Origin of the sequence: Truepera radiovictrix DSM 17093 (assembly GCF_000092425.1) — a bacterium.
GTDB classification, from domain to species: Bacteria; Deinococcota; Deinococci; order Deinococcales; family Trueperaceae; genus Truepera; species Truepera radiovictrix.
The window spans coordinates 2,875,707-2,887,866 of sequence record NC_014221.1 but is presented as its reverse complement, the minus strand read 5'-3'; the positions used below and the strand labels follow the sequence as shown (position 1 = coordinate 2,887,866).

At 67.9% G+C, this 12,160-nt stretch carries 15 protein-coding genes and 1 riboswitch; of the genes, 7 read left to right on the top strand and 8 right to left on the bottom strand.

Translation table 11 applies throughout. From position 1 onward, the window contains the following. The first annotated feature begins 48 nt into the window (after positions 1-48). Positions 49-154: riboswitch (TPP riboswitch) on the top strand. Positions 155-209: 55 nt separating this feature from the next. The 3 genes from TRAD_RS13250 to TRAD_RS16830 are packed head-to-tail and all read left to right on the top strand — an operon-like array spanning position 210 to position 1,783. After that, positions 210-1,271 carry a thiamine ABC transporter substrate-binding protein gene (locus tag TRAD_RS13250; RefSeq protein WP_013179123.1) on the top strand — a complete coding sequence of 354 codons (1,062 nt, stop codon included), beginning with the start codon at positions 210-212 and terminating at the stop codon, positions 1,269-1,271. A 48-nt stretch (positions 1,272-1,319) separates the two neighbouring features. Next, positions 1,320-1,517, top strand: a complete 198-nt coding sequence (locus TRAD_RS13245; RefSeq protein ID WP_013179122.1) for a hypothetical protein — start codon at positions 1,320-1,322, stop codon at positions 1,515-1,517. After that, a complete protein-coding gene (locus tag TRAD_RS16830; RefSeq protein ID WP_013179121.1) occupies positions 1,514-1,783 on the top strand; it encodes a type II toxin-antitoxin system RelE family toxin in 270 nt (89 codons plus the stop codon). The genes TRAD_RS13245 and TRAD_RS16830 overlap by 4 nt, the downstream gene beginning before the upstream one ends. Before the next feature lie 117 nt (positions 1,784-1,900). Here the strand turns inward: TRAD_RS16830 and TRAD_RS16740 are convergent, their stop codons facing one another. The 4 genes from TRAD_RS16740 to trmFO form a co-directional block, all read right to left on the bottom strand. After that, a complete protein-coding gene (locus TRAD_RS16740) occupies positions 1,901-2,152 on the bottom strand; it encodes an NUDIX domain-containing protein (RefSeq protein WP_148221259.1) in 252 nt (83 codons plus the stop codon). Then, the gene (locus TRAD_RS16435) at positions 2,113-2,250 is read right to left on the bottom strand and encodes an NUDIX hydrolase (RefSeq protein ID WP_185095176.1); all 138 of its coding nucleotides are present in this window, start codon (positions 2,248-2,250) and stop codon (positions 2,113-2,115) included. Before TRAD_RS16435 ends, TRAD_RS16740 begins: the two co-directional genes overlap by 40 nt. A gap of 1 nt (position 2,251) precedes the next feature. After that, complete coding sequence (locus TRAD_RS13230) at positions 2,252-3,214, bottom strand: GDP-mannose 4,6-dehydratase (RefSeq protein WP_013179120.1); 963 nt, start codon at positions 3,212-3,214, stop codon at positions 2,252-2,254. 631 nt (positions 3,215-3,845) lie between these two features. Then, positions 3,846-5,174: a methylenetetrahydrofolate--tRNA-(uracil(54)-C(5))-methyltransferase (FADH(2)-oxidizing) TrmFO gene (gene trmFO / locus TRAD_RS13225; RefSeq protein WP_013179118.1), complete on the bottom strand. Its 1,329-nt coding sequence runs from the start codon at positions 5,172-5,174 to the stop codon at positions 3,846-3,848. A gap of 127 nt (positions 5,175-5,301) precedes the next feature. Between trmFO and TRAD_RS13220 the strand changes: the two genes are divergently transcribed. From TRAD_RS13220 to TRAD_RS13210, 3 genes are read left to right on the top strand one after another with little or no spacing between them, the layout of a single operon-like run. Then, positions 5,302-6,387: a VOC family protein gene (locus TRAD_RS13220; RefSeq protein WP_013179117.1), complete on the top strand. Its 1,086-nt coding sequence runs from the start codon at positions 5,302-5,304 to the stop codon at positions 6,385-6,387. Beyond that, the gene (locus TRAD_RS13215) at positions 6,387-7,049 is read left to right on the top strand and encodes an alpha/beta hydrolase (RefSeq protein WP_013179116.1); all 663 of its coding nucleotides are present in this window, start codon (positions 6,387-6,389) and stop codon (positions 7,047-7,049) included. Before TRAD_RS13220 ends, TRAD_RS13215 begins: the two co-directional genes overlap by 1 nt. Continuing rightward, positions 7,027-7,644 carry a flavin reductase family protein gene (locus TRAD_RS13210; protein WP_013179115.1) on the top strand — a complete coding sequence of 206 codons (618 nt, stop codon included), beginning with the start codon at positions 7,027-7,029 and terminating at the stop codon, positions 7,642-7,644. The genes TRAD_RS13215 and TRAD_RS13210 overlap by 23 nt, the downstream gene beginning before the upstream one ends. On the opposite strand, the gene TRAD_RS13205 is transcribed toward TRAD_RS13210, so the two are convergent. From TRAD_RS13205 to menC, 3 genes are all read right to left on the bottom strand, one after another. After that, complete coding sequence (locus TRAD_RS13205; RefSeq protein WP_185095175.1) at positions 7,641-8,099, bottom strand: hypothetical protein; 459 nt, start codon at positions 8,097-8,099, stop codon at positions 7,641-7,643. The two genes, TRAD_RS13210 and TRAD_RS13205, sit on opposite strands and share 4 nt — an antisense overlap. A gap of 203 nt (positions 8,100-8,302) precedes the next feature. Then, positions 8,303-9,616, bottom strand: a complete 1,314-nt coding sequence (locus TRAD_RS13200; RefSeq protein WP_148221258.1) for an alpha/beta hydrolase family protein — start codon at positions 9,614-9,616, stop codon at positions 8,303-8,305. Positions 9,617-9,724: 108 nt separating this feature from the next. After that, entirely contained in the window at positions 9,725-10,828 is a 1,104-nt protein-coding gene (menC, locus tag TRAD_RS13195; protein WP_013179112.1) for an o-succinylbenzoate synthase, read from the bottom strand. A gap of 137 nt (positions 10,829-10,965) precedes the next feature. Between menC and TRAD_RS13190 the strand changes: the two genes are divergently transcribed. Next, positions 10,966-11,343: a nucleoside triphosphate pyrophosphohydrolase family protein gene (locus TRAD_RS13190; protein ID WP_013179111.1), complete on the top strand. Its 378-nt coding sequence runs from the start codon at positions 10,966-10,968 to the stop codon at positions 11,341-11,343. Here TRAD_RS13190 and TRAD_RS13185 read toward each other — a convergent pair. Beyond that, entirely contained in the window at positions 11,340-12,155 is an 816-nt protein-coding gene (locus TRAD_RS13185) for a hypothetical protein (RefSeq protein WP_013179110.1), read from the bottom strand. The two genes, TRAD_RS13190 and TRAD_RS13185, sit on opposite strands and share 4 nt — an antisense overlap. Between the last annotated feature and the right edge of the window lie 5 nt (positions 12,156-12,160).

Sequence of the window (12,160 nt, the reverse complement as noted above, 5' to 3'; positions counted from 1 at the left end):
CCTCGTCGCCTCGCCGCTTGACACCCCCGAAGCGGCGGGGTAGCGTCGTCTTGTCACCAGGGGTGCTGCCGAAGAAGGCCACGGCGGCTGAGACCATACCCTTACGAACCTGATCCGGTTAAGACCGGCGGAGGGAGCGTGACGTCGGGGACGCCGCAGCCTGCGCGCGGGTCCTGCGCCCTCCTTTCTGGTGACGGAAAGGATTTTTTATGTTTCAAGCTCTTCATGTGTGGCTTCTGGCGTTGGGCGGCGCGGCGTTGGGGGGCGCGTTCGTTCCGGCCGCCGCGCAGACCCTCGAGGTGCTGACCCACAGCTCGTTTAGCCTCTCCGAGGAGCTCGTGGCGGCTTTTACCGAGGAGACCGGTATTGAGGTCACCTTTATCCAGGGGGGCGACGCGGGGGAGACCGTCAACCGCGCCATCCTGACCCGCGCGAACCCGCTCGCCGACGTCCTCTTCGGTGTGGACAACAGCCTGATTGCGCGCGCGGCGCAAGCGGACCTTTTCGAGCCGTACACGAGCCCGCAGCTAGCGCGCGTCCCCGAGCGCTACCGCTTCTCCGAGCTGGTGACGCCCGTCGACGTCGGTTACGTCAACTTCAACTACGACGTGGCGTGGTTTGAAGCCGAGGGGCTCGAGCCGCCCACGAGCCTCGAGGCGCTCACCGAGCCCGCCTACAGAGACCTCACCGTGGTGCAAAACCCCGCGAGCAGCTCCCCCGGGCTCGCCTTTATGCTCACCACTATCGCCAAGTTCGGCGACGGTTGGCTGGCGTACTGGGCGGCCTTGCGCGACAACGGCCTGCAGGTCACCGACGGGTGGACGGACGCCTACTACACCGCGTTCACCCGCTACGGCGGCGACCGGCCGATCGTGCTCTCGTACGCCTCGTCACCCGCGGCCGAGGTGGTCTTTGCCGAGGAGGCGCTGGACGCCGCGCCGACCGCCAACCTCTTCTGCGAGGGGTGCGTGTTTGAACAGATCGAAGCGGCGGGGATCTTGGCGGGGAGCGACAACGTCGAGGCGGCGCGAACCTTTATCGACTGGCTGCTCTCGCGCGAGGTGCAAGAGGACATCCCCCTAAACATGTTCGTCTACCCCGTGAGCGAGGACGCCGAGGTGCCGGAGGTGTTTAGAGAGCACGGCGGTCTGCCCGAACCCGAGCACGTGGCCGAAATCGCCTTCGACGAGGTGGCGGCCAACCTAGACGCCTGGCTCGAGGCCTGGACGCGGGTGGTGCAGCAGGGGCAGGACCCGGGGGCGGTGCGGTAGCGCGGTGGGGTCAGCGTGCACGCTCCCTAGCACGGTTAAACTCAAAGCATGCTTGACCTTAATGAAGTTGCCGCGTTTGTCTACGACGCTCGGGGCCACAAGACGCATGTCCTCTTGCCTATCGAGCAGTATGAAAAGCTGTTAGAAGCGTTGGAGGACGAAGGGCTTGTACGTGCCCTCCGGGAAACCGCAGGGGATGACCTGCTCGGGCCTGAGCAAGCACGTCTGGCGCTCGAGGATGAATGAGGACGGCCTACGCGAGAAGTTTTATCAAGGACCTAAAAAAGCTCGAGGGTACGGATGCCTATTCCCGCATCCATACCCTCGCTTTTGAGACGGTGCCACAGGCCAGGACCCTAGGTGAGGTAGCCAACCTTAAAAAGCTCACGGGGTATCGTGACGCTTACCGGATCAAACTCGGCGAGTACCGTCTGGGTCTGACACTAGAAGGGGAGACGGTTGTTTTTAGACGCGTTTTACATCGCAAGGACATCTACCGTTATTTCCCTTAGACGAGCGTTTCACGTCAGCGTTCATCCCAACCGAAGTAGACGCCGGTAAAGTCCTCGGCAAAGAAAAAAGCGGCTCTCTGGCATCTCGTTTGGCGGCACGTGACGAAAAGCTAGCACCTACCCGTCGTGGGACTCAAGCGTTCCACCGACCACGGTGCTCTCGAAGAGGATGGTGGTCGGTTCGATGACGTCTGGGTAAGTTCTGGCTTGGCTGCCGAGCACCGCGACGACGGGCGTAGGTACGGTCAGCAAGCCCGTCTCCTCGAACACCTCCCGAAAGGCAGCTTGGGTGGGCGTTTCCCCCGGTCGATACCCCCTGCGGGCACCTCCTAGGAGCCGTCGTCGCTCCGCTTTTGCAGAAGAACGCACCCCGTCTCGTCGCGGATAAGCGCCGCCACGCCGGGGTTGAGCGGTAGGCCGTGCCCGATCTTGTCACGCACCCCCTGGATGTACGAGGAGGTCGGCACCCTACGCGCCCACGAGGTCGCGCTGCTCCGCCTCGAACCACCTCCAGAACCGCTCGACCCCCTCGGGGATGGAGACCTTGGGCTCGAACCCCAGGAGCTTACGCGCCTTGGAGATGTCGGCGTAGGTGACGTACACGTCGGCGGGGAGCTTGGGCTTAGGCTCGAGCTTCGCGCGTCTGCCGGCGACTCGCTCCATCTCGCGGATAAACGCGGCCAAGGGTTGCGGCGCCCCCCGGCCCAGATTTAGGATCTCGTAACCGAGCGGCTTGTCGAGAGCCAGCACCACGCCCGCGACGATGTCGTCCACATAGGTCCAGTCGCGGCGCATGTCGCCCTCATAGAGCGGGATGGTGCGGCCGTAAAAGAGGCTCTCGGCCAACAGCCCCGGCATCATGTCGGGGCGGCCCCGCGGCCCGTAGACGGTGAAAAAGCGCGTGGCGGTAAAGGGCAGGCCGTAGAGCTGGTGATAGGTGTAGCCCAAGAGCTCGGCGGCGCGCTTCGCGGCGGCATAAGGTTGCGGCGGCCGCACGCAGGGGTCGGACTCGCGGAAGGGGATGTCGGGGGTGTCGCCGTAGATCGACGAGGTCGAGGCGAAGACGAAGTTCTGCACCCCGAAGGTGCGCGCCGCGTCCATGAGCCCTTGCGTCGCGACCAGGTTGACGTCCATATAGAGCGCCGGGTTGGCGACCGAGTTGCGCACGCCGGCCATCGCCGCGATGTGCGCGACCGCGTCGAAGGCGTGCTCTTCAAAGAGCGCGAACATCCGCTCGCGGTCGCGGATGTCAGCCTCGAGAAGCGTCACCCCGGGGTGCGCCGTGACGGCGGCCGCGTTGCGCCGTTTGCGCCCCGGGTCGTAGTAGTCGTTAAAGTTGTCCACGCCGATGACGGTGTCGCCCCGCTTGGCGAGCGCTTCGGCGAGGTGGCTGCCGATAAACCCAGCGGCTCCGGTTACGAAGATCTTCACGTCAACCCCTCATCCTCGGTGTCATAGCGTCAGTTTGACACGAGCGCCTCCTCATTTTAGGGCAGGTGCTGCGTTGGGAGCACCCAAGCCGCTAAAGCGGTGTGGCGATACGTGACCCCTCGGCAACTTAAAGTTCAGCTTCGACAAACGCTCGAGCGTTGACGATAGGCACCCCGTCATAGCGGCCTAGCGCCAAAAGATGACGATCCCCTGACGCGATGTAAGCGCTTTTTGAAGCCTCTGTACAGGCGAGGACGGCGTCGTCGGGGTCGGCTGCGACAACAGGAGCGATTGTGGGGGTTTGAAAGACCGTGGCGAGCGCTGCGTAGCCTAGCGTTACATCGTAGGCGTTGGTTTTCGCGCTCAGCGGGTAGGGTCTGAACTTCTCTCGCGCCAAGACCCCTTGCAGTTCGGCAAGTAGTGGCGGGCTCGTGCAGAGGTGCAGACGCGAGGCGCGCGCCAGCTCGAGGATGGTGCGCTCGGGTTGGCGGCGGCAAAAAAGTCCTCGATGCGGCGCTGTCGGAGCATGTCTGCGAGCCACTTTCGAAGCGCTTCGGGGGTAAGTAAGCCCCGTTGGCGCGCCTCTGCAGCGAGCGCACCGGGAACCTCGAGCACGACTTTTGCCACACCCCTAGCTTAGCACGGGTGGGGTGGTCACCTCCTGAAGCCACCCCTCGAAGGCCTCCAGCCCCCGCCGAAAGGCCCTGGCGCGCCGCTCTTTTTTCCCCTCGCCCCGCACCTTGGGCAGGGCGGGCACGAGGCTCCAGTTGGCGTTCATCGGTTGAAAGTTGTCCGGGTTCGCGCTCGCGAGGTAGCGGACCAACCCGCCCAGCATGCTGGTCTCCGGCGGCAGCACGGGCGCTAGGCCCAGGAGCTGCCGCGCCGCGTTTGTCCCGGCGAGCCAGCCCGTGGCCGAGGACTCGAGGTACCCCTCGGTGCCCGCCAAGACCCCCGCGACGAAGAGCCGCGGGTGCGCGCGCAGGTTCAGGTGCGGCGTCAGGAGCCTGGGGGCGTTGAGGTAGGTGTTGCGGTGCATCACGCCGTAGCGCACCACCTCGGCGTTCTGCAACCCCGGGATAAGCCGCACGACCTCCTTCTGGTCGCCCCACTTGAGGCCGGTCTGAAACCCTACAAGGCTCCACATCTGACCGCGCGCGTCCTCCTGCCGGAGCTGCGCCACGGCGTAGGGGCGCTCCCCCGTCTCGGGGTGCTCCAGACCGACCGGTTTGAGGGGCCCGAAGCGGGGGGTGTCGGGGCCGCGCCGCGCGAGCTCCTCGATGGGCATGCAGCCCTCGAAGAACTCGAGCTTCTCCCAGTCGTGCGGGGTGTGCTGTCGCGCCCGGGTAAGGGCGTCATACCAAGCGTCGTACTGCTCTTTGGTAAAGGGCAGGTTGAGGTAGTCGGCGGCTTGGTCGTAGCGCCCTTTGCGGTAGGCGATCCCCATGTCGATGGAGTCTATGTCGATCACGGGGGCGGCGGCGTCGTAAAAGCCCAGAAAGTCCTCGCCGACGCTCTTGCGCAAGCTCTCGGCGAGCGCGTCCGAGGTCAGGGGCCCCGAAGCGACGACGACCACGCCGTCTGGAAGCTCGGTCAGCTCCTCGGTGTGCACGGTGATGTTCGGGTGCTCGCACAGGGCCTCGGTCACCCGCGCGCTAAACGCCTCGCGGTCGACCGCGAGCGCGCCCCCGGCGGGCACCCGAGTCGCGTGCGCGCTCGTCATCACAAGCCCACCGGCGGCGAGCATCTCGCGCTGCAGGAGCCCTTTGGCGTTCGCCTCGCCCTCGCCGCCAAACGAGTTCGAGCAGACCAGTTCGGCAAAGCTGCCCGTGCGGTGCGCGGGGGTCATCTTGGCGGGGCGCATTTCATAAAGTGCCACCTTGACGCCTAGCTTGGCCGCCGCAAAGGCCGCGTCCGAACCGGCCATGCCCGCGCCGATGACCGTAAGGGTCGGTGTCGTCATAAAACGAGTCTAGCAAGGGCCATGTGCTCGTGACGTCGCGCGCTTCGTGATTGGGCGCTCCGGTTCTCTCTCGGCCTCAAAACCCCCCTATGATGTGGTTAGGGGCGTCTGCGCCAAGGGAGAGCGTATGGTCACAGGACTTCACCACATCACGCTGGGCTGCAGCGACGCCGCCCGGACGGTGGCCTTTTACACCCGCGTGCTGGGTCTGCGGCTGGTCAAAAAGACCGTCAACTTCGACGACCCGACCTCGTATCACCTCTACTTCGGCGACGCGCGCGGTACACCGGGGAGCGTGGTGACCTTTTTCGAGTGGGCGGGGGCGCCGCGGGGCGCGCCGGGCATCGGGGGCACCCACCACTTCGCCCTGCAAGTCCCCGACGGCAGCGTGCTGCGCAAGTGGAAGCGCTACCTAACGGACCGTGGGGTCGCGGTCAAAGGCCCCTTGGACCGGCACTACTTCGAGTCGCTCTACTTCGAGGACCCCGACGGCGCCACTATCGAGCTCGCGACGCAGGGCCCGGGGTGGACGATCGACGAACCGGCGGACGCCTTGGGCCAGAGCTACCGCGCACCGCCCTCTGAGATGCTCACCACCAACCGCGACCGCGCGCGCGTCACAGCCGACACCTACCCCGAGGAGGTGCCGGAGCGGACCCCCGACATGGCGCTCAGGTTCGGTATGCACCACATCACCGCCATCGCCAGCGACATCGGGCGGACGCACGCTTTTTTAGGCGAGCTGCTAGGGTTGGAGCTCGTCAAGCGCACCGCCAACTTCGACGACCCGGAGTCCGCGCACCTGTACTGGGGCGTCAGCGGTGGCCGACCGGGGACGCTGGTGACCTACTTCGAGCGCGACCCCAGACGGGAGCCGCGCGCCCGCATGGGCGCCGGCCAGACGCACCACTACGCGCTCGCGGTACCCGACGACGAGACGCAAGGGGTCTTTCGCGAGCGCCTCCTGGCGGCGGGGTACCGGGTGTCGCCGGTGATGGACCGGGTGTACTTTAAGAGCATCTACACCCAAGACCCCGACGGGCACATCGTCGAGCTCGCGACCGCCGGTCCCGGCTTTACGGTCGACGAGGACGAGCACGCGCTGGGCACCGGGCTCATGCTGCCGCCCTGGTTAGAAGCGGAGCGGGGGCGGCTCGAGCCCTACCTGCAACCCCTCGAGGCGCCCCTCTGGGACCCGCAGGTGGTGGGGTAGTGGCGACGCTCCACGACGGCCGCCAGCTCACCCGCCGCGGCGCCCCCCTGGAGCGCGCCAGGGTCGCCGTGCTCGCCCTGCACGGGCGTGGCGACTCGGCGGCGGGGATCTTAAGCCTGGCCGACGCTCTTAACGTCCCCGGGGTCGCCTTCGCGGCGCCCCAGGCGGCGGGGGGGAGCTGGTACCCGTACTCGTTTCTGGCGCCCTTGGAGCAGAACGAGCCCCACTTGAGCGCCGCGCTGCGGGCGGTCGGGGAGGCGCTCGCGGTCCTCGGGGAGGCGGGGGTGCCGAGGGAGAAGACGGTGCTTTTGGGCTTTTCGCAGGGGGCGTGTTTGGCGCTCGAGTACGCCGCTCGCAACGCCGCGCGCTACGGCGGGGTCGTGGCGCTCTCGGGCGGTCTTATCGGCCCCGAGGGGACGCCGCGGGACCTCTCGGGGTCGCTCCTTGGCACGCCGGTCTTCCTGGGGTGCAGCGACGTGGACGCGCACATCCCCGCAGCAAGGGTCCACGCGTCGGCGGAGGTGATGGCGCGCCTCGGGGGCGACGTCACGAAGCGCATCTATCCGGGGCTGGGGCACACCGTCAACCAAGACGAACTGGACGCCGTGCGGCAGCTTCTCACCGGGCTGTCGGAGGCCGATGACACCGCCCACACACGTTGACGTCGCCGCGTTGGGCGCCCAAAGGGCCTACAAGCTGCTCACGAGCGCCGTCATCCCCCGGCCCATCGCGTGGGTCAGCACCGTCTCCAAGGGTGGGGTGCCTAACGTCGCCCCCTATTCGTTCTTTAACGCGGTGGCGAGCGAGCCCCTCACGGTCCTCTTCTCCGCCGGTCGCAAACGCGACGGGTCCCCCAAGGACTCGCTCAAAAACGCTCAGGAGACGGGCGAGTTCGTCGTCAACCTCGTCGACGAGCCGTTGGCCGAGGCCATGAACCACACCTCCGGGGCGTGGGCGCACGAGGTCAGCGAGTTTGATGAGGCGGGGCTGCGCGCGGCGGCCTCGCTGCGGGTCCGAGCGCCTCGCGTCGCGGCGGCCCCCGTCGCTTTGGAGTGCCGCGTCACGCAGCTTTTCGAGCTTGCCGGTGGGGCGTCGACGCTTGTACTCGGTGAGGTGCTGGTGATCTATGTGCGTGAGGGGTTGCTCGCCGAGGACGGCCTGATAGACGCGGCGGCGTACCGCCCCGTCGCCCGCTTGGGCCGAGACGCGTACGCGACGCTCGGGCGCGTGTTTCGGCTTGCGCGCCCGGAGGTCTAGGGCGCGCTGACGGACTCGCGTACGGCGGGTGGCGCCTCTAAGGGGGGCTGCGTGACGCCGCTCAGGACGTACATGGTGATGTCGACACCTTCGGCGGGCGGGGTGACCTGGGTGACGAAGCGCGGGTCGGGGGCGTAGACCCCGTAAAAGTCGCCGTCGCCGTCGGCGCGCCCGTCGTTGTCGACGTCTTTAAGGGCGTAGACGCCGAAAGAACCGCGGGGCAGACCGCTGATGCGGTAGCTCGCCGACGGCCCCGACTGCGTCACGAGCGTCTCGAACGTTTCGCAGTCGCGTTCGTTGCGGTAGCAGGCGATGACCCTGGTGCCGGCGACGTCCCCGCCGGCCGGCGCCGTCACCGTGCCGCTGATCGTACCCGTGTAGCTAAGCTCACCACACCCGACGAGGAGCCCCAAAAGCCCTCCGAGCAACCATCTATGGGTGTTGAAACGACGCATCATCTCCCCTTCAACCAGGCAACCGCTACACGGCGTCGGTGCTCGGCTGCCAAGCCGAGCGTCCTTAGGGTATTGTAGCAATTCTTCACCCCTTGGCAACACCCGACGCGCGGGGTGCGGGCCTCCCCCCAGACTGACACCGTGCGCTGGGTTCAAGCTAGGTGCGTCGGTCACCCCGTGACGGTACGCGGCTCCCTAAAGCGCTACTCGCGCCCGCGAGCGGGCCGGTGGTAGAACTCGAGCCCGACCGCCGTCCGGTTTTCAAACCCCGCCCAGTAGGAGTGCTCGGGCGCGAAGGAGCCGTCCTCGCGCTGCGCCCAAACGCCTTCGTTGGAGCGCTCGACGAGCTCCAAGTAGCGCCCCGTCGGCTCCCCCTTGAGCACCTTGGCCAAAAACGCCGTCACGAAGTGCTGGTTGATGTTGTTGATGCGCCGCGCGTCCCAGGCGAACTCGGCGTAGCGCGCGTACTCGGTAAAGGGGGCGCCAAGAGGCGGCGGGTTCGGCGCGACGTTGTGCCGCGCGTTCTGGTAGACGAGCAGGTAGCGCTCGGCGTTTACAGCCCCCTCGAAGAGCGCCTTGACGCCCCCCTCGAACCCCGACACGTCGTCCTGGTCGCCCGCTACGAAGAGCGTGGGGACGCGCAGCCCGGCGAGCCCCGCCTCGTCCCAGAACGACAGCCCGGAGACGCCGACGGCCTCGAGGGCGGCGGGCCCCCCCCAGGGGGCGAAGGCCACGACCGCCTTGATCCGCGGGTCCGGTTCGAAGGCGCCCGTCTGCCGCAGCGCGAGCGCCCGGTTGGGGACGAAGGGGGCGGCGACCGCCGCCTCGCTAAAGCCCGCGCCGGCGGCGTTAAGTGCGCCGTAACCGCCCATCGAGTAGCCGATGAGCGCGACCCTCTCGGCGTCGACGAGACCGCCTAAAAAGCCCTCGCCCGCGCCGCGCCGGGCGAGCTCGTCGAGCACGAAAAGCTGGTCCAGGGGGCGGTTTAAGAGCGTGCTGGCAAACGCGCCCACATCGTCGAAGGTCGAATCGGTGTGGGCCACGGCGGCGACCACGTACCCCTTGGAGGCGAGGTTCTCGGCGAGGTAGGTCATCATCAGCCTCGAGCCCGGGTAGCCGTGCGACAAGATGACGAGGGGGTAGGGCGCGCCGCTGGCGTCGGGTTCGGCGTCCCGCTCGGCGCGCCCGAGGAAGGTCAGGGGGCGGTTGGGCCGCTCGGGGTCGGCGCTGTGACCGAAGACGTCCTCGTAGGTCGTCAGCGCGCCCGCGGGGGCGTCGCCGGGGTAGAAGAGCTCGACGGTGAGCGGGCGGTCGTAGCGCGGTTCGGGGTCCTGGGGGGTGACGGCGAGCACCTCGAGCTGGTCCGGGTTGACGAGCGCCAGGGTGCGCACCCCGACCCCGTAGGGGCCGCGCGCCGCGAGTTCCGGCGCGTCCGGCAGAGGGTCGCCGAAGACGAAGCTGGCGGCGGCGGTCTGGGCGGTGGCGTCGGTCTGGGTGAGCGCAACGGAGAAGGCCATAAGGGAGACGCTAACGCAGAGCGGGTGTAGGGCGCGTAGGGTGGGCATGGGGCTCCTTGGGGGTAGAAGGGAGTAGACAGAAGGCAGTAGCCAGAAGTCGAGGGGCTGCTAGGCGAAGGTCTCGCGGCGCAGCGTCAGCTTCTCGATGAGGTCACGTTTTAAGCTGACGCCGATGCCGGCGCCCTCGGGGATCCGCTGCACGCCGCTGACGGCGTCCAAGGTGGGTTCGACGATGTCCTCGTCCCAGTAGCGCGAGGCGCTCGCGGTGTCGCCGGGGAGCGAAAAGCCCTCGAGGGCGCTGAGGTGCAGGTTGTGCGCGCGCCCGACGCCGAGCTCCAACATCCCCCCGCACCACACGGACGCGCCGAACGCGAGGGCGACGTCGTGCACCCGCCGCGCCAGGAGGTGCCCGCGCACGCGCCCCACTTTGATGTTGATCACGCGCCCCGCCCCGAGCTGCAGACCCTTGCGCGCGTCCTCGGGGGAGTGGACGGACTCGTCGAGGCAGAGGGGGGTGGCGAGGAGGCGCTGGAGCTGCGCGTGGTCGACGAGGTCGTCGTGCGCCAAGGGCTGCTCGATGTAGTCGAGCCCGAGGTCGTCGAGCTGCCCGAAGACGCGCGCGTCCGTGAGCCGGTAGGCGCTGTTGGCGTCGACCGTCAGCGGCATCTCGGGGAGCGCCTCGCGCACGGCGCGCAGGGGCGCGACGTCCCACCCCGGTTTGATCTTGAACTTGAGGCGCTTGTACCCCGCTTCGGCGTGGGCGAGGGCGACCTCGACCGTTTTGGCGATGCTCTCCTGGATCCCCAGCGACGCCCCGACCGGGTGCGCCGTGCGGACGCCCCCCAAAAGCACCCACAAGGGCACCCCGGCGGCTTTAGCCTGAAGGTCCCAGAAGGCGGTCTCGAGAGCGCCTATTGCCATGTTGTGGCCGCGGATGGGGGCGAGCCAAGCCAGCAGCTGCGCGGGGGTCTGCACGTCGTGGCCGAGCACGCGCGGTACGACGTGCTCGCAAAGGGTGTCCCACACCGTCCGGGTGGTTTCGTACGAGTAGCCGGGAAAGGAGCCCGCGGTGGCCTCGCCGTAACCCTCGAGCCCTTCGCTAAACACCGTGACGAGCACCTTGCGCAGGCGCTGCTCGACGCCGAAGCTCGTCTCAAAGCGGAACTTTAAGCTCACCTCGAGCTCGCGCAGCTCGATGCGTTCGAGTTTCATGTCGGCCTCCTCGGGGGCGTCTTGCGCCGCTGTCTCACGCGATCCGTCTTACACAACCCGTTTCACGCTACCATCACGGCGTGGCCAGCGACCGGCTGGGCGCCCCGACGACCCCGTGGGCGCGTTATAAAGGCGGTATGGACGACACGCGCGACCCATCACGCGACCCAGCCCGCGACCCGTCTCTCGACCTAGCGCGCTACCAACGCCTCTCACGCGACACCTGGAGCGTGATCCAAACGGACCACCCCATCGTCTACCCGACCTTGGGGCTCGCCAACGAGGCGGGGGAGGTCGCCGGCAAGATCAAGAAGATCTTTCGCGACAAGGGCGGGGTGATCGGCGAGGCGGAGCGCGAGGCGCTTAAGGGTGAGCTCGGCGACGTGCTCTGGTACCTGACCCAGATCTGTACGGAGCTCGGGCTGACGCTCGGGGAGGTCGCGGAGGCCAACCTCGCCAAGCTCGCCTCGCGGCAAGCGCGCGGGACGCTCGGCGGCGAGGGGGACGGGCGCTAGAACTCGTCCGGGAAGCTGAGGCGCTCGCCCCGCACGGCCTCCTCGCGTAAGGGCTCTTCGGGCGCGTCATAGACCCCTACGCCGCGCTCGGGTTCGGCGCGCTCGCGGCGCCTGGCGTGTGGTGCGCGGCGCACGGGCGCGCGCCACGCGCCGCTCTCGCTAGGGGCGCGCCGCTCCTCGCGCTCGCGCCACGCCCGCTCCTGGACGCGGCTGACCCCCATGCTGGCGAGCTGGCGGGTGACGGCGACGCTCTGACCGAGCGGGGAGATCTTGTAGCGCTCGTTCCACGGCTCGAGCGCAAACGCGGTCTGCAACCGGTAGGTGCGCCCCGAGCGGTTGGCGGCGTAGAGGTAGAGGTTGAGCTTGCCCTCGTCGCCCGTGATCTCGGGGAGCGGCTCGTCGATCACGACCGACCCCTCGGGGGGGATGATGGCGGCGAGCTCGACGGTAATGGGCAGCGCCATCTCGGGGGTTTTGAGGGCGAGCTCGAGCGCCTGCATCGGGTAGGTGTTGAGGTTGCTGACCGTCATCTTGAGCCGGTAGCGTTTGGGCAGCATCACCCCCCCTTCCGCGTCGAACCCTTCGGAGGCGGTGATGGCGCCCAGGGAGATGAGCACCTCCGGACGTCCTTGGTTGGGGTCGCTGCGGCGGGCGCGCACAAGGAGCGCGACGAGGACAAAGAGCAGCAGCGCGGCGGCGAGCGCGCCCCACTCGAGCGGCCCGAGGCGCGCCAGAGCGGCCCCCAAGGCCGCGCCGGTTGCGGAGAGAAACGCGGTCACCGTCGCCCGCGCCCGTTCAAGCACGTCCATCATGCCTA

Excerpts from the sequence above, each read along its gene's own strand:
- TRAD_RS13210 (WP_013179115.1), top strand. The coding sequence starts at position 7,027 with ATGACACCGCCCACACACGTTGACGTCGCCGCGTTGGGCGCCCAAAGG.
- TRAD_RS16830 (WP_013179121.1), top strand. The coding sequence starts at position 1,514 with ATGAGGACGGCCTACGCGAGAAGTTTTATCAAGGACCTAAAAAAGCTC.
- TRAD_RS13245 (WP_013179122.1), top strand. The coding sequence starts at position 1,320 with ATGCTTGACCTTAATGAAGTTGCCGCGTTTGTCTACGACGCTCGGGGC.
- TRAD_RS13200 (WP_148221258.1), bottom strand. The coding sequence starts at position 9,616 with ATGGCCTTCTCCGTTGCGCTCACCCAGACCGACGCCACCGCCCAGACC.
- trmFO (WP_013179118.1), bottom strand. The coding sequence starts at position 5,174 with ATGACGACACCGACCCTTACGGTCATCGGCGCGGGCATGGCCGGTTCG.
- menC (WP_013179112.1), bottom strand. The coding sequence starts at position 10,828 with ATGAAACTCGAACGCATCGAGCTGCGCGAGCTCGAGGTGAGCTTAAAG.
- TRAD_RS13220 (WP_013179117.1), top strand. The coding sequence starts at position 5,302 with ATGGTCACAGGACTTCACCACATCACGCTGGGCTGCAGCGACGCCGCC.
- TRAD_RS13205 (WP_185095175.1), bottom strand. The coding sequence starts at position 8,099 with ATGCGTCGTTTCAACACCCATAGATGGTTGCTCGGAGGGCTTTTGGGG.
- TRAD_RS13190 (WP_013179111.1), top strand. The coding sequence starts at position 10,966 with ATGGACGACACGCGCGACCCATCACGCGACCCAGCCCGCGACCCGTCT.
- TRAD_RS13250 (WP_013179123.1), top strand. The coding sequence starts at position 210 with ATGTTTCAAGCTCTTCATGTGTGGCTTCTGGCGTTGGGCGGCGCGGCG.
- TRAD_RS13185 (WP_013179110.1), bottom strand. The coding sequence starts at position 12,155 with ATGATGGACGTGCTTGAACGGGCGCGGGCGACGGTGACCGCGTTTCTC.